Here is an 18,093-nt window from a genome sequence, read left to right as displayed (position 1 = left end):
AAGTCCAGGTCCGCTGAATGACCGGGCGGGTGCAACCGCCGTATTGACGACCATTCACATCCACCACCGGTGTGGCGGGTAGGAACTACTCCCCTTCGCGTCCGAGGCTAGGGCCGGTAAGCAGCTGTCGGCTGAACGCCGCCGAGACTCGACCTGAAGTGTCGGTGAATTACTGCCCCTTCCAACCGATCTGGGCCGCCTCCTCCGGTTTATGTCGGCGGCGACCAGTAGGCGAGCATCTCGGCGAAGGTGTCGAAAGCCGGCTTCGAAGTACCGTAGGGAGCCTCGAAGTGCAGGCTCAACGGGAACCCCAATTCGGCCACGCCATCGATCACCCGCTTGTAGAGATCGAGCAACTGGCGGCGTTTGGCGTCGGGTTCGCCCGCGGCCAGAGTCCGCACGAAGTCCTGTTCGGCGGCGACGGCCTCATTGCCCGGGTCCTGGATCAGCCAGTCGATCAGCCCGACCTTGGACTCCATCTTGGGCACGAAGCCGAACGACAACAGGACCTCGGGCCGGTGGTCGCTGGCCTGGGTGAAGTCGCGCAGGAATCCCGCGATGGCATCCGAGTAGAGCAGCTGCGTCATCCCGAACGTGGCGCCCCGCTCGCATTTGAAGGCGAAGCGATCCTGTTCGGCGTCTCGGGTCGGGATGAGGATGACTCCCCGGTTGTCCACGAGATCGTCGAACTTGGACAGGGCGTCGGTGGGTGCGACGCCGCCGCCCTCTCCGTCGTTGAGCGTGCGGGGGACACCGACGAAGATGATTCCGTCGAACCCGGCCTGGCGCAGCCCCGACAGTCGTGTGCGCAGCGCGGACTCATCGAGGAAGGCGGTGACCTGCGTGCACAGTCCGCGCACTCCGGGCAGTTCGGGACCGATGACCGACCAGAAGTCGCTCACGTCGAGTTTGGGGTGCATCTCGACCGGCCGATCGTCGTCTTCGGGGATCAACCCGGGGATCATGACGTGACCGATCCGGCCCGCGATGCCCGCTTGGGCGGATAACTGCAGGACCTTGTGGGCCTCTTCGCGGGCCTGCTTGACGCCGCGGTCGGTGTTGGGCGGCACCAATTCCAGTGCAATGGTGTTCAGCGGCACCAGGGAACTCCGTATCTCAAGAGGGGAACGGACATGTTGCGCCCCAGAAAAGCTCTGGGGCGCAACATGTCAGACGGTCACAGGCCGGCGCGGGCTTCCTTCGCGGCAGCGACCAGGTTGGCCAGGGACGCGGTGACCTCGTCGGTCTTGCGGGTCTTCAGGCCGCAATCCGGGTTGACCCAGAGGCGTTGCGCGGGAACGGCACTCAGTGCCTCGCGTAGCGACGACGCCATCTCGTCGGTGCTGGGAACACGCGGCGAGTGGATGTCGTAGACGCCCGGCCCGACACCGTTGGAGAACCCGATCGCGTTGAGGTCGTCGAGCACCTCCATGTGCGAGCGGGCCGCCTCGATCGAGGTGACGTCGGCGTCCAGGTCCGCGATCGCACCGATCACCTCACCGAACTCCGAGTAGCACAGGTGCGTGTGGATCTGCGTCGCGTTGGACACGCCGGAGGTGGACAGCCGGAACGAGCCGACCGCCCACTCCAGGTAGGCCGCCTTGTCGGCGTCGCGCACCGGCAGCAGCTCACGCAGGGCCGGCTCGTCGACCTGGATCACCGCGATCCCGGCGGATTCCAGATCCACCGTCTCCTCGCGAATCGCCAGCGCCACCTGATAGGCGGTGTCGGCCAGCGGCTGGTCGTCACGGACGAACGACCAGGCCAGGATGGTCACCGGACCGGTGAGCATGCCCTTGACCGGCCTGTCGGTCAGCGACTGGGCGTAGGTGGCCCACTCGACCGTCATCGGCTTGGGCCGCGCGACGTCACCGAACAGCACCGGCGGGCGCACGCAGCGGCTGCCGTAAGACTGCACCCAGCCGTTGCTGGTGGCGAAGAAGCCGTCCAGCTGCTCGGCGAAGTACTGCACCATGTCGTTGCGCTCCGGCTCGCCGTGCACCAGCACGTCGAGGCCGAGTTCTTCCTGCAGCTTGATGACCGCGGCCACTTCGGCCTTCATCCGGTTGGTGTACTCCGCCTCGTCGATCTCGCCGGCCACCAGCGCGGCACGGGCCTTGCGGATCTCCACGGTCTGCGGGAAGGAACCGATCGTGGTGGTCGGCAGCGGCGGTAGGTGCAGCCGCTCGTCCTGAGCGGCGCGTCGCTCTTCGGCCGATCCGCGCTGGATGCCCGCCTCCTTGATCGTGGCGATCTGGGCGCGCAGCGCCGCGTTGTTCAGCCGCGGGTCGGACCTGCGGGAGGCAACCGCGGCATTGGACGCGGCGATCTGTTCGGCGACCGCGTCGCGGCCCTCACGCAGGGCGCGGGCCAGGGTGGCCACTTCGGTCACCTTCTCGGCGCCGAAGGCGAGCCAGCTGCGCAGCGCGTCGTCCAGGCCGGTCTCGGGCTCCAGCGAGTAGGGCACGTGCAATGTCGAGCACGACGTAGATACAGCAACCGCATCCGCCGATCCCAGCAGTGACGCCAGCTTGGCCAGCGCGGCCTGCAGGTCGGTGCGCCAGATGTTGCGGCCGTCGACCACACCGGCAACCAGCATCTTGGAGGCCAGCTCCGGCACGGACGCGATCTTGGCGTCCGCGCCGTAGACCAGGTCGACGCCGATCGCCTCGACCGGAGTGCGGGCCAGGGCGGGCAGCCCGGCCCCGGGGTCACCGAAGTAGGTGGCCACGAAGATCGCCGGCCGCTTGCTCAGCGCGCCGAGGTGGTTGTAGACCTGCTCGGCCAACGCGGGGGCGTCCGCCGAGATGTCGGTCACCAGCACCGGCTCGTCGATCTGCACCCACTGTGCGCCGGCGTCGGCCAGCTTGCCCAACAACTCGGCGTAGACGCCGGTCAACTCGTCAAGGCGCGAGATCGGTGCGTCCGCACCGTCGACGGCCTTGCTCAGCAGCAGGAAGGTGACCGGCCCGATGATCACCGGACGAGCGTTGATGCCCTGCTCCTGGGCCTCGGCGAGCTCGGAGAGCACCTTGGCCGGGTTCAGCGAGAACTTCGTGTCCGGGCCGATCTCGGGAACGATGTAGTGGTAGTTGGTGTCGAACCACTTCGTCATCTCCAGCGGAGCGATCTCGGCGTTGCCCCGGGCGGCGGCGAAGTAGCGGTCCAGCTCGTCGGCGACGCCGGCCACCCGGGCCGGCAGTGCGCCCAGCAGTACTGCGGTGTCGAGCATCTGGTCGTAGTAGGAGAACGTGTTCACCGGCACCGAGTCCAGCCCGGCGGCGGCCAGCTGTGCCCAGGTGTCCCGGCGCAGGCCGGCGGCCACCGTCTTCAGTTCGTCCTGGCCGATGCGGCCGGCCCAGTAGCTTTCGGTGGCGCGCTTGAGTTCGCGTCGCGGCCCGATTCGCGGTGAGCCGAGAACGGTGGCGGTAAAAGGTTGAACGGTCACGATTTGATCCTTCGATCGACGAGGGTGGGTCAACGCCAGCAGCCGCCCAGCTGATCCGGTCCCGTGCCTATATATAAAGCACTATAACCCTCAAAACCAGACGCCTATTCCGCGAGGCGTTGATCCGCCGGGCGCGGCGCGCCCAGCACAACGGGCAGGTATTCGGACTCGCAGGCACGCACCGAGGTGCTCCTAATGGCCGTCGCTTCCCAGTCGGTGGGCGAACCCGTGACCAGTGCTTATGACGGCGGTCGTTCCTGCATACCGCTGCGGGACAGTCCCGGATTCTCACCGGGTTCCCTCTTGCGCTCCACGGAAAACTGCGTAAACCGCGGTGCGCTCGATGCCGAGGCCGCCTGGCGGCGACAACGGCAAACCAGTTGCGTGATCGAGGTTACTCGGCTCGGCCCGCCGCGAGTGCCTCCGGGATCGGGCTCTGGCCGTCGTTGAATTCGATGGTGCGGCCGATGGTCGAGTTGTCGGCCAGGCAGGCTGCGATCGCCAACGCGACGTTGCCGCGGGAGACCTGCCCTTTGCCGGGGTCGGGGCCGACGGCGATCCGGCCGGTCGCCGGCTCAAGGGTCAGCCGGCTGGGTCCCAGCACCGTCCAGTCCAGGTCGGTGGCGCGCAGGTGGGCGTCGGCGGCGGCCTTGGCCTGAGCGTACGGATAGAACGGGTCGCCCTCGGCCACACCGTGATCGGGGCCGGCGCCGAAGTAGGACACCATGACGAACCGCCGCACGCCGGCCTGCGCGGCGGCGTCGATGGTGCGGATGGCGGCATCGCGGTCGACGGCGTAGGTACGGGCGGGGTTCCCGCCACCGGCGCCGGCGGAGAACACCACCGCGTCGTGATCGGCCACCAGCCGCGCCAGGCCGTCGGTGTCGAGCTGCTCGATGTCGGCCACCACCGGGACCGCGCCGGTGACCGCGACCTCCTCGGCGTGGTCGGGGTTGCGGAACACCGAACTGACCTGGTTGCGGGTTTGGGAAAGAATCGGGGCGAGCAGCAGGGCGACCTTGCCGTGGCCACCGATGATCACAATGCGTGCCATGGAATCGACGGTACGCGGGAGCCCGGAGTGACCCCCGCTGACACCGGCCGGGCGCGCCCGTCGACAATCGAGGCAACAAGACCCCGAACGAACTAAGGAGCACCCATGGCTGAAGCCGTCATCGTCGAAGCGGTGCGCGCGCCGATCGGCAAGCGCAACGGCGGACTGTCCGGGGTACACCCGGCCGAACTGTCCGCCCAGGTGCTCAACGGGCTGGTCAACCGGGCCGGCGTGGACCCGGCGCTGGTCGACGACGTGATCTGGGGCTGTGTCATGCAGGCCGGTGAGCAGGCCCTGGACATCGGCCGCACCGCGGTGCTGAGCGCGGGCTGGCCGGAGACGGTGCCCGCGGTGACCGTGGACCGCCAGTGTGGATCCAGCCAGCAGTCGGTGCACTTCGCCGCGGCCGGTGTGGTCGCCGGGCACTACGACGTCGTGGTGGCCGGGGGCGTCGAGTCGATGTCACGGACCCCGATGGGTTCGTCGCTGGCCAACGGCGGGCGCCCCTACGGCGACTCCTTCAAGGCGCGCTACAGCCAGACCCCCAACCAGGGCATCGGTGCGGAGATGATGGCCACCAAGTGGGGCCTGAGCCGCACCGCGCTCGACGAGTTCGCGCTGGCGTCGCACGACAAGGCCGGCGCCGCACAGGACGCCGGCGCCTTCAAGGACGAGATCGTCTCGATCACCGACCCCGAGGGCAACGTCATCAGTGCGGACGAGGGCATCCGCCGGGGGACTACCCTGGAGAAGATGGCGCAGCTCAAGCCTGCTTTCAAGGAGGACGGCGTGATTCACGCCGGTAACTCCAGCCAGATCTCCGACGGTTCGGCCGCGCTGCTGTTCATGTCGGCGGAGAAGGCCAAGGAACTGGGCCTGACCCCGCTGGCACGGGTGCACACCGCGACACTGGCCGGTGCCGACCCGGTGATGATGCTGTCCGCGCCGATCCCGGCCACCCAGAAGGCGCTGCAGCGCTCCGGCCTCAGCGTCGACGACATCGGGGTGTTCGAGGTCAACGAGGCGTTCGCCCCGGTGCCGATGGCGTGGCTGGCCGAGATCGGTGCCGACCTGAAGAAGCTCAACCCCAACGGCGGGGCGATCGCACTGGGTCACCCGCTCGGCGGCTCCGGCGCCCGGATCATGACCACCATGCTCTACCACATGCGCGCCAACGGGATTCGCTACGGACTGCAAACCATGTGCGAAGGCGGCGGCCAGGCCAACGCCACCATCTTGGAGCTGCTGTGAGTGCGGAAGCCGCTGTGAGTGAAGAGGCCGTTCTGGTAGAACGGCGCGACGGCGGCGTACTGGTGGTCACGATCAACCGGCCCGACGCCCGCAACGCGATCAACGGCGCCGTCAGTGCCGGCATCGGTGACGCCTTGGCGCAGGCTCAAGACGACGACGAGGTACGCGCGGTCGTGCTCACCGGCGCCGGCGACAAGTCGTTCAGTGCCGGAGCCGACCTCAAGGCGATCGCCAACCGGGAGAACATCTACCACCCGGAGCACCCGGAGTGGGGTTTCGCCGGCTTCGTGCAGCACTTCATCGACAAGCCCGTCATCGCGGCGGTCAACGGCACCGCGCTGGGCGGCGGCACCGAGATCGCGCTGGCCAGCGACCTGGTGATCGCCGAGCAGCGCGCCCAGTTCGGGCTGCCCGAGGTCAAGCGTGGCCTGATCGCCGGTGCCGGCGGGGTGTTCCGCATCGTCGACCAATTGCCTCGCAAGATCGCGCTGGAACTGCTCTACACCGGGGAGCCCATCTCGGCGGCCGACGCGGCCCGCTGGGGACTGGTCAACCGGGTGGTCGAGGACGGCGGGGCGCTGCAGGCAGCACTCGAGCTGGCCGAACGGATCACCAGCAACGCGCCGCTGTCGGTGCGGGCCAGCAAGCGGATCGCCTACGGCGTCGATGACGGCGCCATCCCCGGCGAAGTCGACGGTTGGGCTCGCACCGGCCGGGAGTTCTCCGCCGTGCTGCGGTCCGAGGACGCCAAGGAGGGACCCCGGGCGTTCGCCGAGAAGCGTGCACCAGTGTGGAAGGCGCGTTGAGCGGCGTGCCCGAGCCGCTTCTCATCTCCATCCGCGGGCGCGCCCCGCAGCTACACCCGGAGTCCTGGGTGGCGCCCAACGCCAGCCTGATCGGCCAGGTCAGCCTGGCCGCCCGGGCCAGCGTCTGGTACTCGGCGACCCTGCGCGCCGAGGTCGAACCGATCGAGATCGGCATCGACACCAACATCCAGGACGGCGTGACCATCCACGTCGACAAGGAGTTCCCCTGTCGGGTGGGGGCGCACGTCAGCGTCGGGCACAACGCGGTGCTGCACGGTTGCACCATTGAGGACGACTGCCTGATCGGCATGGGAGCGATCGTCCTCAATGGCGCCGTGGTGGGGGAGGGCTCGCTGGTCGCGGCCGGTGCCGTCATCCCGCAGGGGATGGTGGTGCCGCCGCGGTCACTGGTGTCGGGGGTTCCGGGCCGGGTGCGGCGCGACCTGAGCGAGGCCGAGGTCCGCAACAATCGGCACAATGCCGCGGCATACCGGCGACTGATCGAAGTCCATCGAGCGAACTAACGCATTTGGGCCACCGGCCGCCGTTTCGCCGCTACGTTTTAGGGACGTTGCTCAACCCGCCGCTGAGGGGACGTCCTCCTATGACCCAGATCAGTCCAACTCGCCCCGGCCTGCTGCGTGAGATCACCGACATCATGAGCCGGGTCGCGCCGCCCTATCACGAACCACGGGCAGTGGTGCAGCGGCGGCGCGCCGTGGTCGGAGTGGTCGTGCTGATCGGCGCAGCGGTACTGGTCGCCATGCACAGCAAGCTTCCCGGCGACCCGTCGTTCTACTGGCTCTCGCTGGTCTTGGCCGCGGTCTGGACGGTGGGGGCGGTGGTGGCCGGACCGCTGCACCTGGGCGTGTTGCGGTTCCGCGGACGCAACGAGCGGCCGGTATTCACCGGCACCGGCGTCGGCCTGGTACTGGGCGGCGTGTTCCTGCTGGGCGGGCTTGCGGTGCAGGGCATTCCGCCGCTGGCCGATCAGGTGGTCGCGATCCTGGCCTACACCACCGAAGCTTCGTGGCGGCTGGTGGTACTGATCGCACTTGTCAACGCGATCGCCGAGGAGCTGTTCTTCCGCGGCGCACTGTTCAGCGCCTTCGGTCGTCGCTCCCCGCTGGTGTTCTCCACCCTGCTCTACGTCGCGGCGATGATGGCCGCGGGCAACCTCATGGTCGGGTTGGCCGCGGTGATACTCGGTACCGTCTGTGCCTTCGAGCGCCGCGCTACCGGTGGCGTGCTGGCTCCGGTGCTGACCCACCTGGTGTGGGGGCTGATGATGGTGCTGGCGCTGCCCCCGATCTTCGGGATGTAGGCACCTCAGGAGTCGGTGAAATTGGCCGAACGGCGCTCCTGAAAAGCGCGGGTTCCCTCACGGAAGTCGTGGGCGTTCAACAGGATTGACTGCCCGACGTATTCGCGGTCCAGGGTAGCGTCCAGCTCGGTCAGGGTCGCGGTGTTGATGGCGTGCTTGGTCTTGGCGAACGCTGCGGCGGGTCCGGCCAGCAAGCCGACCAGCAGCTTGTCCACCTCGGCGTCGAACTCCTCGGCCGGGTACACCGCGCTGATCAGGCCCCAATCCAGGGCGTCGGCCGCGGACAGTCGTTCGGCCAGCAGCGCCAGCCGCATGGCGCGGGTCCGGCCCACGGCCGCGGCCACCAACGCGGAGGCGCCACCGTCGGGCATCAGCCCGATCTTGGTGAACGCCAACAGGAAAAAGGCCTTGTCCGAGGCCACCACCAAGTCGGAGGCCAGGGCCAGTGACACGCCGATACCGGCACACGGACCCTGCACCACGGCCACCACCGGCCGCGGCAACGCGACCATCGCACGGATTGCGCGGTTGGCCTCGACGATGATCTCGGTGGGAACGCCGTCGGTAGCGTCCTCGGCGCTGATCCCCGCTCCCGAGCAGAAACCGCGTCCCGCGCCGCCGAGCCGCACCGCGCGCACCCGGGGGTCACGCGCAGCGGCTTCCATGGCGTCGGCGATACCGGCCAGCACTCCGGTGGTCACCGAGTTGAGGCTGTCGGGTCGGTCGATGGTCACCGAGAGCACCCCATCGGCCAAGGTGACGGAAAGTCCGGCCACGGGGGCCACAGAGTCGATGCCGGAGTCGATTGCAGTCATGGCCCTCACCCTAGGATGCACATCACACAGGCACACGACGAGGAGGCAGATATGGCGGGACCACTGGCGGGGCTGCGGGTCATCGAACTGGCCGGGATCGGGCCGGGTCCGCATGCAGCGATGATCCTCGGCGACCTGGGCGCTGATGTGGTCCGCGTCGAGCGGCCACCGAAATTCGGCGGCGGTCCCAGCAAGGACACCATGCTGCGCAACCGGCGCTCGGTGACCGCTGACCTGAAGTCGCCGGAAGGCCGCGACCTGGTGCTGCAGCTGGTCGCCAAGGCCGATGTGCTGATCGAGGGCTTCCGGCCCGGCGTCACCGAGCGACTCGGCCTCGGCCCGGAGGACTGCGCCAAGGTCAACGAGCGGCTGATCTACGGCCGGATGACCGGCTGGGGACAGACCGGCCCCCGTGCTCAGCAGGCTGGCCACGACATCAACTACATCTCGCTGAACGGCACCTTGCACTCCATCGGTCGCAAGGGGGAGCGCCCCGTGCCGCCGCTGAACCTGACCGGTGACTTCGGCGGTGGGTCGATGTTCCTGCTGGTCGGCATCCTGTCCGCGCTGTGGGAGCTGCAGCGTTCCGGCAAGGGGCAGGTGATCGATGCGGCGATGGTCGACGGGGCCAGTGTGCTCTCGGCGATGATGTGGAGCTTCCGCTCGCAGGGCCTGTGGAGCGACGAGCGTGGCGTCAACATGCTCGACACCGGTGCGCCCTACTACGACACCTACGAATGTGCCGACGGGAAGTACGTCTCGGTCGGCTCGATCGAGCCGCAGTTCTACGCCGAACTGCTGGCCAAGCTGGAGCTGGACCCCGCCGAGTTGCCGGCGCAGAACGACGTCAGCGGTTGGCCAGTGCTGCGGGAGAAGCTGACCGCGGCGTTCGCCGCCCACGACCGCGACCACTGGGCCAAGGTGTTCGCCACCTCCGATGCCTGTGTGGCGCCGGTGTTGGCGTTCAACGAGGTGCAGGCCGATTCGCACATCACCGAGCGCGACACCTTCTACGACGTCGACGGTTACCTGCAGCCGATGCCGGCGCCGCGGTTCTCCCGCAGCGTTCCCGATGTCCCGACCCCGCCGGCCGTTCTGGGAGCCGACAACGAGTCCATCCGGAGCGACTGGGTATAGTCCCGACCAACCAGACGGTTGGGATCGAGAGGGGCCAAGAGAGTGCAGATCAAGGACGCGGTAGCCGTTGTCACCGGCGGTGCCTCCGGGTTGGGATTGGCGACGGCAAAACGCCTGCTGGACGCCGGCGGCCAGGTGGTGGTGATCGACCTCAAGGGCGAGGACGTGGTCAATGAGCTCGGTGACCGGGCTCGCTTCGTGGAGGCCAACGTGGCCGACCCCGAGGCGGTCAGCGCGGCCCTGGACGTCGCGGAATCTCTTGGCCCGGTGCGGATCAACGTCAACTGCGCGGGAATCGGCAACGCGATCAAGACGCTGAGCAAGGACGGCGCCTTCCCGCTGGATGCCTTCAGCAAGATCATCCAGGTCAACCTGATCGGCACCTTCAACGTGCTGCGGCTCTCGGCCGAGCGGATCGCCAAGACCGAGCCGATCAACGGCGAGCGTGGCGTCATCATCAACACCGCCTCGGTCGCGGCGTTCGAGGGCCAGATCGGGCAGGCCGCCTACTCGGCGTCCAAGGGCGGCGTGGTCGGTATGACGCTGCCGATCGCCCGTGACCTGTCGCGTGAACTGATCCGGGTCTGCACCATCGCTCCGGGGCTGTTCAAGACGCCGCTGCTGGGCTCGCTGCCCGAGGAGGCGCAGAAGTCGCTGGGTGCGCAGGTGCCGCACCCGTCGCGGCTCGGTGACCCCGACGAGTACGGCGCCCTGGCCGAGCACATCATCAACAACCCGATGCTCAACGGCGAGGTCATCCGCCTCGACGGTGCCATCCGGATGGCACCCCGATGAGTTCCTGCGCGAAGAGCATCAAGCAGAGCTAGGAGTCCTTATGGCCATTACAACGAAGTTCACCGAGACGTTCGGGGTCGAGCATCCCATCGCCCAAGGCGGCATGCAGTGGGTGGGTCGCGCGGAGCTGGTGGCCGCGGTCGCCAACGCCGGGGCGCTGGGTTTCCTGACCGCGCTCACCCAGCCGACGCCGGCCGACCTGGCCAACGAGATCGCCAAGACCCGGGATCTCACCGACAAGCCGTTCGGGGTGAACCTGACCATCCTCCCGGCGATCAACCCGCCGCCCTACGACGAGTACCGCCAGGTGATCGTCGACGCCGGCATCAAGATCGTCGAGACTGCCGGATCCAACCCGGCGCCGCACCTGCCGATGTTTCACGACAACGGAATCAAGGTGCTGCACAAGTGCACCTCGGTGCGGCACGCGGTCAAGGCGCAGAGCCTGGGCGTGGACGGCATCAGCATCGACGGGTTCGAATGTGCGGGCCACCCGGGTGAGGACGACATCCCGGGCCTGGTGCTGATCCCGGCCGCCGCGGCGCAGATCGAGATCCCGATGATCGCCTCCGGCGGTTTCGCCGACGCCCGCGGCCTGGTCGCGGCGCTGGCCCTGGGTGCCGACGGCGTCAACATGGGCTCGCGGTTCATGTGCACCGTGGAGTCCTGCATCCACCAGAACGTCAAGGAAGCGATCGTCGCCGGCGACGAGCGCGGCACCGAGCTGATCTTCCGGTCGTTGCACAACACCGCCCGGGTGGCTAGCAACGCGGTGTCCCGCGAGGTGGTCGAGATCCTCAACAACGGCGGTCAGTTCCCCGACGTCCAAGAGCTGGTGGCCGGTGTGCGCGGCCGCCGCGTCTTCGACGAAGGCGACGTCGACGCCGGGATCTGGACGGTGGGCACCGCGATGGGGCTCATCAACGACATTCCGACCGTCGACGAGCTGGTGTCGCGGATGGTGTCCGAGGCCGAGGAGATCATCCTCGGACGGCTGGGCAACATGGTCGAGGACGACGACGAGGAGAACGTCGCCTGACGAGGGCGGCTGAGGGCTTAACGACGCCGAACGTGCGATCAGGCCGGAAATCCGCAGATTTTCCGGCCTGATTACACGTTCGGCGTTGTCCGTTTACGGCACGGCCGAACCGAGTCTGAATGTCAGAGAAATGGGATGACTCAAAGAGGGCGGCCCGCTTACAGGGGGCGGCCATCGCCACGCAACAGCGTGACCGTGAAAGGCGCCGCTGTCGCGGCGCCGATCAATCAGCTGGCCAGCGAATGCAAGCCTTCGACCTGCTCCGAGGTGTCGCCCTCGACGAGGAAATCGCCGTGGTACAGGGCCTCGAAGTCGACCTTGATGACGTCGGCACTTGAGTCGTCGATCCACATGACCCTGAGCCTATGGGCCGCTATTAAGGAATCATTGAGTCACGTTTCGGGAAATGGTGGCAATATTACTGGCCGGTAGCGTTTGGTGCGGCCGGCGCTGCAGGAGCTGTGTGCGCCTCCGCTGCGCCCGGCTAGGGTGGCTGCCATGAGCGCATCGGACACCCTGGACAACCCGCTGTTCGCCCGGATCTGGACTTTCATGTCCAGTCGCGAGACCGACTGGTTGCGGGACCGCCGCCGAGAGAACCTCGAGGGGTTGTCCGGGCGAGTGCTCGAGATCGGAGCCGGCACCGGCAGCAACTTCGGCTTCTACCCCGACACCGTGACTGAGGTGGTGGCCGCCGAACCCGAATCACGGCTGCGGGATGCCGCCGTCTCTGCTGCCGCGGCGGCGTCGGTGCCGATCACCGTGGTGGCCAGCACCGTGGAAACCTTGGACTCCCGGGAGCCCTTCGACGCGATCGTGTGCTCGCTGGTTTTGTGTTCGGTCGACCGTCCCGAGGACGTGCTGCGCCAGCTGTTCGCATTGCTGAAGCCCGGCGGCGAGCTGCGCTACTTCGAGCATGTCGCCAGCGCCGGGATGCGCGGCGGACTGCAACGGGTGGCCGACGCCACCTTCTGGCCCCGACTGTTCGGCAACTGCCACACCCACCGCGAGACCGAGCAGATGATCACCGGTGCCGGCTTCGTCGTCGACCGGGCGCGGCGCGGGCATCAATTCCCGGCGTGGGCGCCGGTGCCGGTGTCGGAGTTCGCGCTGGGCTCGGCCAGCCGCCCGGCCTGAATCGGAGTCAGCCCAGCAGGAACGGCAACCGCTGTGCCATCCCCGGCAGTGCCGCCGAGGCGGTGGTTTGCAGAAAGACCGTGGCCCGCTCCGACAGCGGCGTCGGCTCCGGGTTCACCTGGATGACGGTCTTGCCCAGCTCCAGCGCTCGTTCGGGCAGGCTGGCCGCCGGATAGACCACCCCGGACGTGCCGACCACGATCAGCGCATCGGCGGCGTCGACAGCCTCGACCGCTGCGTTCCACGGCTCGTCGGGAAGCTGTTCGCCGAACCACACCACGTCCGGGCGGATCAAGCCGCCGCACTCGCACTGCGGGGGCATGATTTCGAGTACGGGCTCTGCCAGCTCCGGCAGCTGCGTGTCGTGCGGTTGCTCGCAGTCCGAGCAGCGGAACGTGAACATCCGGCCGTGCAGATGGTGAACCGAGGAACTGCCGCCGCGCTCGTGCAGATTGTCAACGTTCTGGGTGATGACCTGGACGTCGGCGTGCTGCTCCCAGTCCGCGATCGCAGTGTGGCCCAGGTTCGGCTCATAGCGGCGGGCCAGCTGGCAGCGCCACACATACCAGCCCCACACCAGTTCCGGCTGCCGATTCCAGCCATCGATGCTGGAGACCTCGTAGGGGTCGTATTGCGACCACAGCCCCTTCTCGTCATCGCGGAAGGTAGGTATCCCGCTCTCCGCTGAGATCCCTGCACCACTGAACACCACCACCCGCACGCCACCAAGATAGCGGGATACTGGCCGAATGGACTTTTCCGACCTGCTGAAAAACGACGTGCATGCCGACGTGCCGCTGTTCGAGCAGATCCGGGGCGCACTGATCGAGGCGGTCCGGGCCGGGGCACTGCCGGCGGGAACCCGGCTGCCGACGGTGCGCCAATTGGCGAGTCAACTGGGTCTGGCGGTCAACACCGTCGCGCGCGCCTACCGCGAGCTGGAGGCCGGCGGCGTCGTCGAAACTCGGGGCCGGTTCGGCACCTTCGTGGCAAGTAGTGACCCGGCCGATGCAGCTATGACGCAGGCGGCGGGCGCTTTCGTGGCCGCGGCCCACGCGGTCGGTTTGGCCAAGGCCGACGCGCTGCGCTACCTCGACGCGGCCTTCGACAGCGGTGCTTAGCCGAATTCCAGCAGGGTCAGTGACGGACGGACCGGGTCCAGGAAGCGCAGCCGATACGCGCTCGAGAGCAAGGTGTTGAACAGCCACCCGCGCCCGGCCGGCAACGGCAGATCGCGCACGGCCCGGATACCGGGCATGGTGTTTACCAGATCGGCCGCTTGGCTCATCGAGAGGTTGAACGGCATCGGTGGCGCCTTGTACCGCAGCGACGTCCATACCCCGCGGCGAATCAGCATCGCCAGCAACGGCGGCGGCACATCGAATAGCAGCCGCCCGCCCGGGAAGCGGCGGGCGCACTCGGCGATCAGCCCGAGCGACTGCTCAGGCTGCAGGTACATCAGCAGGCCCTCGGCGCTGATGAACACGCCCTTGTCCGGATCGACCTGGTCCATCCAGCTGTAGTCCAACGCGGATTGGGCGCACACCGAGATCTGCGGCGACGCCGGCAGCAGCCGGGCGCGGATGTCGATGATCGGCGGGAGATCGACGGTGAGCCAGCGGAACGCGGCGTCGGGCACGCTCGCGCTCACCCGCCAGAAGCTGGTCTGCAAACCCTCGGCCAGGGCCACCACGGTGCCCGACGGGTGCTGGCGCAGAAATTGGCGGGTCTGCTCATCGAAGGCCAAGGCGCGCAGCGCGATGTCCTGGCGCGTCGGCCCGAATTTCGCGAAGTCGAAGTCGATCGACTCGGCCAGGCTGATCGCCATCGGGTCTTCGATGATCCCGTCGGGACGGCGGGCCTCTCTGGCCCGAGCGTTCAAGGTCAGCAACGCGGTTTCGGAGACCCCGGTCAGGGTGACTTTGTGTGCCTGGCTCACGCCTGCGACCTTACCGGTGTGCGGCTCAGCGCAGCATTTTGTTCAGCGTGCGCAGGTTGCGGGTGGTGGTGGCGGATTTGTACCGCTTGTTGCTCATCGTCTTGCCCACAGCGCTGGTCAGGGTGTCGCCCTTGGGGATCTGCCAGTACATCACCCCGCCACCGGGGGCGATCTTGTCGTCGGCATCTGCTGCCAGTTTCGCCAATTCGCTCAGCGCCGCGTCGTCGGCGACGAACGTGACATAGGAGTGCACGCCTGCGACCTCAGGTTCGAAGGGATACGCCGCCACGATGTCGCGCACGGTGTTTACGTCGTAGACCAGCACCCAGGCCTCATAGCCGAAGCGCTTCCGCAACGCTGCCTCGGCGGTCGCGCGCACCGCCGCGGCATCGGCGGGCGAGTCCAGCAGCACGTTGCCGCTGGCCAGCAGGGTGCGGACCTCGGAGAATCCGGCAGCGGTCAGCGCGGCAGCGACCTCGGCCATCTTGAGGTTGACCCCGCCGACGTTCACGCCGCGCAGAAACAGGGCATACCGGGTCATGAGACGGCCTCCAATCGGTGGAACAACGCTGGCAATAAGCGGACACGTCGGTAGGCTTCGATCATGGGACGCCAGGTATTCGACGACAAGTTGCTTGCGTTGATCAGCGGGAACTCGCTCGGCGTCTTGGCCACCCTCAAGAAAGACGGACGCCCCCAACTGTCGAACGTGAAGTACTACTTCGACCCGCGGTCGCTGGTGGTGCAGGTGTCGGTCACCGAACCGCGGGCCAAAACCCGCAACCTGCGCCGTGACCCCAGAGCGTCGCTGCTGGTCGATTCCGACGACGGCTGGTCCTATGCCGTCGCCGAGGGAGATGCCCAGCTGACGCCGCCGGCCGCTGCGCCCGATGACGACACCGTCGAGGCACTGATTGCGTTGTACCGCAATATCGCCGGGGAGCATCCGGACTGGGACGAGTACCGCCAGGCTATGGTGACCGACCGCCGCGTGCTGGTGACACTGCCGATCCAGCACCTCTACGGCATGCCGCCGGGAGTGCGCTGAACATCTCCCACCCGGTATGCCCGGCGCTGAGCTAGGCTCCCGGGTATGCCCGAATCAGATTCCGCCGCAGACGAGAACAAGCGCAAGTTCCGGGAGGCGCTGGAGCGTAAGAAGGCGAAGGCGGCGGGCGGCTCCGACCATAAGGACGGCGGCGCCAAGCAGTCGCGGTCGCACGGACCGGTGGAGAGCCGCCGGGAGTTCCGCCGCAAGAGCGGCTAGTTCGGGCAGTTACTGCACCGGGCAGGCGTATTTGCGGGCCACGTCCATCAGCCGCTGGTCCGCTCCGGGCCCGACGACTCCTTGTGCCATGAGTTCCCACCCGATGAACCCGGGAAGTCCGCCCTCGCACGCCTGATGCGCTACGCGCCAGGCGGTGTCGGGGTTGAGGTTGAACCCGTTGCGCTCCAGGCCTTGCATGTACGTGTCGAACTCCGGGGTGCCCTGCTCCGGTATCGCCCCGGCCGTGGCGGCCAGGGCTACGGCGGAAACCACCGCGGTGAACAGTGCTGCCGCTACACGTCTCATGGTCCTTCTCCTGCAGGGGTGCGTTCGCTGGATATGGCCTCTACCGTTGCACACGCCACTGACACAGACCACCGGAACGTTTTGGTCGGCTGGGGTGGGCCCCACGGGTCGACCAGGCCTCGACAGGTAAGGGCCGGGCCGCCGGCGACAGGTCAGTTCGCGGGGGCCGGGGCAGTTCTTATCGCTGCGGACGGTCTTCACCAGCGGTGACGTTCTCGGTCGATGTCATCTTGTCGACGCGTCCAGGTGTCGTCGGTGTCCTTGGAGCCCCCGTCGGTGCTGCACGTCGGACGCTCACCGAGTAGTACGTGCCGTCGCGAGTCGGCGTCGGTGTTTCCGTTGGCGTGCTGGGTGACGTGCTGCCTGCCTCGGTGCAGGCTGGGTACGGCTTCAACGTGCGGGGCCGGCACCAGTGTCAGCCCTGCGGCGGTAAGGACTAGGACGGCAATAGCTCTGAGCATCTGGTGGGCCTCTTTCGCGCTCATGGGGGTGCCCGCGATTGCGAACCCTGGGTCCGACAAGCGTCGGAGGTCACCCATGCGCGGCAGGGCTCGGGTCGCCAAGCGCGATCAGCTAGCAGCCAGGCCGAGTCGAGCTTTGGGGTGGATGATCGAGGAGGCCGGCCAGGTCAAGCGGGAGGCATGGTTAACCGCATCAGAGGAAAGTCGACGGCAGCTCTGTTTTGATGCAGGGTTGCGGTACCTGCTGGGCCGCGGGGCAGAGCGTGGCTACTTCGAAGGATGGGCGTAGACGGTTATGAAACGTTTGCTTACCGGGTTGATCCTCACAGCCATGGCCGCTGTCGCCATTACGCCGGCTGCGGTCGCCGGCGCAGATCCGATTGAGCCGTATTGCTTCGATGCCCGGTTGTGCTCTGACGATTTCGGGAGCCGGACCTACTGCCCGGAAAGCGGTAGCTGGGTCGGCCCGTTCGGGACCTGCGCTTCGCTCAACACCGGCCCGTATGCACCCGGTGGTTTGAGGCCGAACCAGAGCATCTGGGATGACGAAGACCCCGAGTGAGTGCAGACCGGCCATGACCAACTGTGCGCTCCCCCAAGGGGGCTTCAGGTCGAATGCTCCTATCTCCGTGGTTGCGGTCCTGGGGGTGCGGGACCGGTCCGAAAAAGCGGGACGGCAGTGTCACGCATTCGAGGATGGCTACCATCTCTCTCAGTGGTGTAACGCGGACGTTGGACCGTCCGCTCCTTGTCGAGAGGTGGTTGGTGACTCCGAAACTCTGCCTCACTCAAGACCCCGAGGCTGACGAGCTGCTCTCGGGAGACCCGTTCGCGCTGCTGGTCGGAATGCTGCTCGATCAACAAGTGAAGATACGATTGCAACTGTGTGTGTGGTGGGGGGGGAGGGAGGGAAAGCTAGGTGGTGCGCGGTCTCGTCGCAAGCTGCTGAGTCGACGCTGGCATGGCGTTCGGAGTTCGGGTGCTGGCGACGATCACTGCCTCGCTAATGTTTGGGCCTATGCAACTGAACCCTGGGACCGTTTTTGCCGGCTACGTGATTGTTCGGCTCCTGGGGGCCGGCGGTATGGGGGAGGTCTACCTCGCCCAGCATCCGCGTCTGCCGCGTCATGATGCGCTTAAGGTCTTGCCTCTGGATATATCCGGGGACACAGACTTTCGCCAACGATTTATCCGGGAGGCGGATCTTGCTGCCTCAATATCGCATTGAGCCGTCCCGGTAAGTCCGGGGACTGATTTCCTTGAATCACCCCGCCTTCGGTGGGGTGTGCCTGTGATCGTAGTGAAGCGCTTCGA

At 67.3% G+C, this 18,093-nt stretch carries 22 protein-coding genes, 2 pseudogenes and 1 riboswitch; of the genes and pseudogenes, 14 read left to right on the top strand and 10 right to left on the bottom strand.

Annotation, left to right across the window (positions count from 1 at the left end):
- Positions 1 to 209: 209 nt before the first annotated feature.
- The 3 genes from LI94_RS00900 to LI94_RS00890 form a co-directional block, all read right to left on the bottom strand.
- The gene (locus tag LI94_RS00900; RefSeq protein WP_046300000.1) at positions 210 to 1,100 is read right to left on the bottom strand and encodes a mycobacterial-type methylenetetrahydrofolate reductase; all 891 of its coding nucleotides are present in this window, start codon (positions 1,098 to 1,100) and stop codon (positions 210 to 212) included.
- 77 nt (positions 1,101 to 1,177) lie between these two features.
- The gene (gene metE / locus LI94_RS00895; protein WP_046299999.1) at positions 1,178 to 3,448 is read right to left on the bottom strand and encodes a 5-methyltetrahydropteroyltriglutamate--homocysteine S-methyltransferase; all 2,271 of its coding nucleotides are present in this window, start codon (positions 3,446 to 3,448) and stop codon (positions 1,178 to 1,180) included.
- Between the two features lie 135 nt (positions 3,449 to 3,583).
- A riboswitch (cobalamin riboswitch) is annotated at positions 3,584 to 3,796 on the bottom strand.
- A 46-nt stretch (positions 3,797 to 3,842) separates the two neighbouring features.
- Complete coding sequence (locus tag LI94_RS00890) at positions 3,843 to 4,502, bottom strand: SDR family oxidoreductase (RefSeq protein WP_024441150.1); 660 nt, start codon at positions 4,500 to 4,502, stop codon at positions 3,843 to 3,845.
- 105 nt (positions 4,503 to 4,607) lie between these two features.
- On the opposite strand from LI94_RS00890, the gene LI94_RS00885 reads away from it, so the two are divergent.
- The 4 genes from LI94_RS00885 to LI94_RS00870 all read left to right on the top strand — a co-directional run bounded on the left by LI94_RS00885 (position 4,608) and on the right by LI94_RS00870 (position 7,883).
- Entirely contained in the window at positions 4,608 to 5,753 is a 1,146-nt protein-coding gene (locus tag LI94_RS00885) for a thiolase family protein (RefSeq protein ID WP_046299998.1), read from the top strand.
- A 14-nt stretch (positions 5,754 to 5,767) separates the two neighbouring features.
- Positions 5,768 to 6,559 carry a crotonase/enoyl-CoA hydratase family protein gene (locus LI94_RS00880; protein WP_024441152.1) on the top strand — a complete coding sequence of 264 codons (792 nt, stop codon included), beginning with the start codon at positions 5,768 to 5,770 and terminating at the stop codon, positions 6,557 to 6,559.
- A gap of 5 nt (positions 6,560 to 6,564) precedes the next feature.
- Positions 6,565 to 7,083, top strand: coding sequence for a gamma carbonic anhydrase family protein (locus LI94_RS00875; RefSeq protein ID WP_024441153.1), 519 nt, complete (start codon positions 6,565 to 6,567; stop codon positions 7,081 to 7,083).
- Between the two features lie 80 nt (positions 7,084 to 7,163).
- Positions 7,164 to 7,883 carry a type II CAAX endopeptidase family protein gene (locus tag LI94_RS00870; RefSeq protein ID WP_046299997.1) on the top strand — a complete coding sequence of 240 codons (720 nt, stop codon included), beginning with the start codon at positions 7,164 to 7,166 and terminating at the stop codon, positions 7,881 to 7,883.
- Between the two features lie 5 nt (positions 7,884 to 7,888).
- Here LI94_RS00870 and LI94_RS00865 read toward each other — a convergent pair whose 3' ends face one another.
- The gene (locus tag LI94_RS00865) at positions 7,889 to 8,698 is read right to left on the bottom strand and encodes an enoyl-CoA hydratase (RefSeq protein WP_046299996.1); all 810 of its coding nucleotides are present in this window, start codon (positions 8,696 to 8,698) and stop codon (positions 7,889 to 7,891) included.
- A gap of 51 nt (positions 8,699 to 8,749) precedes the next feature.
- Here LI94_RS00865 and LI94_RS00860 point away from each other — a divergent pair, with 51 nt between their 5' ends.
- The 3 genes from LI94_RS00860 to LI94_RS00850 are packed head-to-tail and all read left to right on the top strand — an operon-like array spanning position 8,750 to position 11,669.
- The gene (locus tag LI94_RS00860) at positions 8,750 to 9,835 is read left to right on the top strand and encodes a CaiB/BaiF CoA-transferase family protein (protein ID WP_046300034.1); all 1,086 of its coding nucleotides are present in this window, start codon (positions 8,750 to 8,752) and stop codon (positions 9,833 to 9,835) included.
- Positions 9,836 to 9,877: 42 nt separating this feature from the next.
- Complete coding sequence (locus LI94_RS00855; protein WP_024441157.1) at positions 9,878 to 10,630, top strand: 3-hydroxyacyl-CoA dehydrogenase; 753 nt, start codon at positions 9,878 to 9,880, stop codon at positions 10,628 to 10,630.
- Positions 10,631 to 10,670: 40 nt separating this feature from the next.
- Positions 10,671 to 11,669, top strand: coding sequence for a nitronate monooxygenase family protein (locus tag LI94_RS00850; protein WP_036457322.1), 999 nt, complete (start codon positions 10,671 to 10,673; stop codon positions 11,667 to 11,669).
- Between the two features lie 227 nt (positions 11,670 to 11,896).
- Here the strand turns inward: LI94_RS00850 and LI94_RS24920 are convergent, their stop codons facing one another.
- Positions 11,897 to 12,022: a hypothetical protein gene (locus LI94_RS24920; RefSeq protein WP_255341877.1), complete on the bottom strand. Its 126-nt coding sequence runs from the start codon at positions 12,020 to 12,022 to the stop codon at positions 11,897 to 11,899.
- A gap of 145 nt (positions 12,023 to 12,167) precedes the next feature.
- Between LI94_RS24920 and LI94_RS00845 the strand changes: the two genes are divergently transcribed.
- Positions 12,168 to 12,806 carry a methyltransferase domain-containing protein gene (locus LI94_RS00845; RefSeq protein ID WP_046299995.1) on the top strand — a complete coding sequence of 213 codons (639 nt, stop codon included), beginning with the start codon at positions 12,168 to 12,170 and terminating at the stop codon, positions 12,804 to 12,806.
- Positions 12,807 to 12,813: 7 nt separating this feature from the next.
- Here the strand turns inward: LI94_RS00845 and LI94_RS00840 are convergent, their stop codons facing one another.
- Positions 12,814 to 13,527, bottom strand: a complete 714-nt coding sequence (locus tag LI94_RS00840) for an NAD-dependent deacylase (RefSeq protein WP_024441159.1) — start codon at positions 13,525 to 13,527, stop codon at positions 12,814 to 12,816.
- 28 nt (positions 13,528 to 13,555) lie between these two features.
- On the opposite strand from LI94_RS00840, the gene LI94_RS00835 reads away from it, so the two are divergent.
- Positions 13,556 to 13,927 carry a GntR family transcriptional regulator gene (locus LI94_RS00835; RefSeq protein ID WP_046299994.1) on the top strand — a complete coding sequence of 124 codons (372 nt, stop codon included), beginning with the start codon at positions 13,556 to 13,558 and terminating at the stop codon, positions 13,925 to 13,927.
- Here LI94_RS00835 and LI94_RS00830 read toward each other — a convergent pair.
- Both LI94_RS00830 and LI94_RS00825 read right to left on the bottom strand, forming a co-directional pair.
- Complete coding sequence (locus tag LI94_RS00830; RefSeq protein WP_046299993.1) at positions 13,924 to 14,745, bottom strand: class I SAM-dependent methyltransferase; 822 nt, start codon at positions 14,743 to 14,745, stop codon at positions 13,924 to 13,926. The two genes, LI94_RS00835 and LI94_RS00830, sit on opposite strands and share 4 nt — an antisense overlap.
- Before the next feature lie 25 nt (positions 14,746 to 14,770).
- Positions 14,771 to 15,286, bottom strand: a complete 516-nt coding sequence (locus LI94_RS00825; protein ID WP_046299992.1) for a DUF1697 domain-containing protein — start codon at positions 15,284 to 15,286, stop codon at positions 14,771 to 14,773.
- Positions 15,287 to 15,349: 63 nt separating this feature from the next.
- Between LI94_RS00825 and LI94_RS00820 the strand changes: the two genes are divergently transcribed.
- Together LI94_RS00820 and LI94_RS22950 are read left to right on the top strand one after the other, a co-directional pair.
- Positions 15,350 to 15,793, top strand: coding sequence for a PPOX class F420-dependent oxidoreductase (locus LI94_RS00820; protein ID WP_024441163.1), 444 nt, complete (start codon positions 15,350 to 15,352; stop codon positions 15,791 to 15,793).
- A 45-nt stretch (positions 15,794 to 15,838) separates the two neighbouring features.
- Positions 15,839 to 16,012, top strand: a complete 174-nt coding sequence (locus tag LI94_RS22950) for a DUF5302 domain-containing protein (protein ID WP_125079853.1) — start codon at positions 15,839 to 15,841, stop codon at positions 16,010 to 16,012.
- A 9-nt stretch (positions 16,013 to 16,021) separates the two neighbouring features.
- Here the strand turns inward: LI94_RS22950 and LI94_RS00815 are convergent, their stop codons facing one another.
- A complete protein-coding gene (locus tag LI94_RS00815; RefSeq protein WP_024441164.1) occupies positions 16,022 to 16,318 on the bottom strand; it encodes a hypothetical protein in 297 nt (98 codons plus the stop codon).
- Between the two features lie 197 nt (positions 16,319 to 16,515).
- Positions 16,516 to 16,803, bottom strand: coding sequence for a hypothetical protein (locus tag LI94_RS00810; RefSeq protein WP_152664718.1), 288 nt, complete (start codon positions 16,801 to 16,803; stop codon positions 16,516 to 16,518).
- Between the two features lie 271 nt (positions 16,804 to 17,074).
- Here LI94_RS00810 and LI94_RS00805 point away from each other — a divergent pair, with 271 nt between their 5' ends.
- From LI94_RS00805 to LI94_RS24305, 3 genes and pseudogenes are all read left to right on the top strand, one after another.
- Entirely contained in the window at positions 17,075 to 17,341 is a 267-nt protein-coding gene (locus LI94_RS00805) for a hypothetical protein (protein WP_024441165.1), read from the top strand.
- Positions 17,342 to 17,544: 203 nt separating this feature from the next.
- Positions 17,545 to 17,652, top strand: a pseudogene (locus tag LI94_RS24310) (Fe-S cluster assembly protein HesB); the annotation flags it as partial.
- Positions 17,653 to 17,797: 145 nt separating this feature from the next.
- Positions 17,798 to 18,004, top strand: a pseudogene (locus LI94_RS24305) (serine/threonine protein kinase); the annotation flags it as partial.
- Positions 18,005 to 18,093: the final 89 nt, after the last annotated feature.

The organism is Mycobacterium sp. UM_Kg27 (genome assembly GCF_000972905.1).
In the GTDB taxonomy this organism is placed as follows: Bacteria; Actinomycetota; Actinomycetes; order Mycobacteriales; family Mycobacteriaceae; genus Mycobacterium.
Note: the sequence above shows the minus strand (reverse complement) of the source record. Positions and strands in the feature narration are given on the sequence as shown.

Excerpts from the sequence above, each read along its gene's own strand:
- LI94_RS00870 (WP_046299997.1), top strand. The coding sequence starts at position 7,164 with ATGACCCAGATCAGTCCAACTCGCCCCGGCCTGCTGCGTGAGATCACC.
- LI94_RS22950 (WP_125079853.1), top strand. The coding sequence starts at position 15,839 with ATGCCCGAATCAGATTCCGCCGCAGACGAGAACAAGCGCAAGTTCCGG.
- LI94_RS00825 (WP_046299992.1), bottom strand. The coding sequence starts at position 15,286 with ATGACCCGGTATGCCCTGTTTCTGCGCGGCGTGAACGTCGGCGGGGTC.
- LI94_RS00890 (WP_024441150.1), bottom strand. The coding sequence starts at position 4,502 with ATGGCACGCATTGTGATCATCGGTGGCCACGGCAAGGTCGCCCTGCTG.
- LI94_RS24920 (WP_255341877.1), bottom strand. The coding sequence starts at position 12,022 with ATGTGGATCGACGACTCAAGTGCCGACGTCATCAAGGTCGACTTCGAG.
- LI94_RS00815 (WP_024441164.1), bottom strand. The coding sequence starts at position 16,318 with ATGAGACGTGTAGCGGCAGCACTGTTCACCGCGGTGGTTTCCGCCGTA.
- LI94_RS00845 (WP_046299995.1), top strand. The coding sequence starts at position 12,168 with ATGAGCGCATCGGACACCCTGGACAACCCGCTGTTCGCCCGGATCTGG.
- LI94_RS00805 (WP_024441165.1), top strand. The coding sequence starts at position 17,075 with ATGAAACGTTTGCTTACCGGGTTGATCCTCACAGCCATGGCCGCTGTC.
- LI94_RS00885 (WP_046299998.1), top strand. The coding sequence starts at position 4,608 with ATGGCTGAAGCCGTCATCGTCGAAGCGGTGCGCGCGCCGATCGGCAAG.
- LI94_RS00865 (WP_046299996.1), bottom strand. The coding sequence starts at position 8,698 with ATGACTGCAATCGACTCCGGCATCGACTCTGTGGCCCCCGTGGCCGGA.
- LI94_RS00820 (WP_024441163.1), top strand. The coding sequence starts at position 15,350 with ATGGGACGCCAGGTATTCGACGACAAGTTGCTTGCGTTGATCAGCGGG.
- LI94_RS00835 (WP_046299994.1), top strand. The coding sequence starts at position 13,556 with ATGGACTTTTCCGACCTGCTGAAAAACGACGTGCATGCCGACGTGCCG.
- LI94_RS00850 (WP_036457322.1), top strand. The coding sequence starts at position 10,671 with ATGGCCATTACAACGAAGTTCACCGAGACGTTCGGGGTCGAGCATCCC.
- LI94_RS00810 (WP_152664718.1), bottom strand. The coding sequence starts at position 16,803 with ATGAGCGCGAAAGAGGCCCACCAGATGCTCAGAGCTATTGCCGTCCTA.
- LI94_RS00860 (WP_046300034.1), top strand. The coding sequence starts at position 8,750 with ATGGCGGGACCACTGGCGGGGCTGCGGGTCATCGAACTGGCCGGGATC.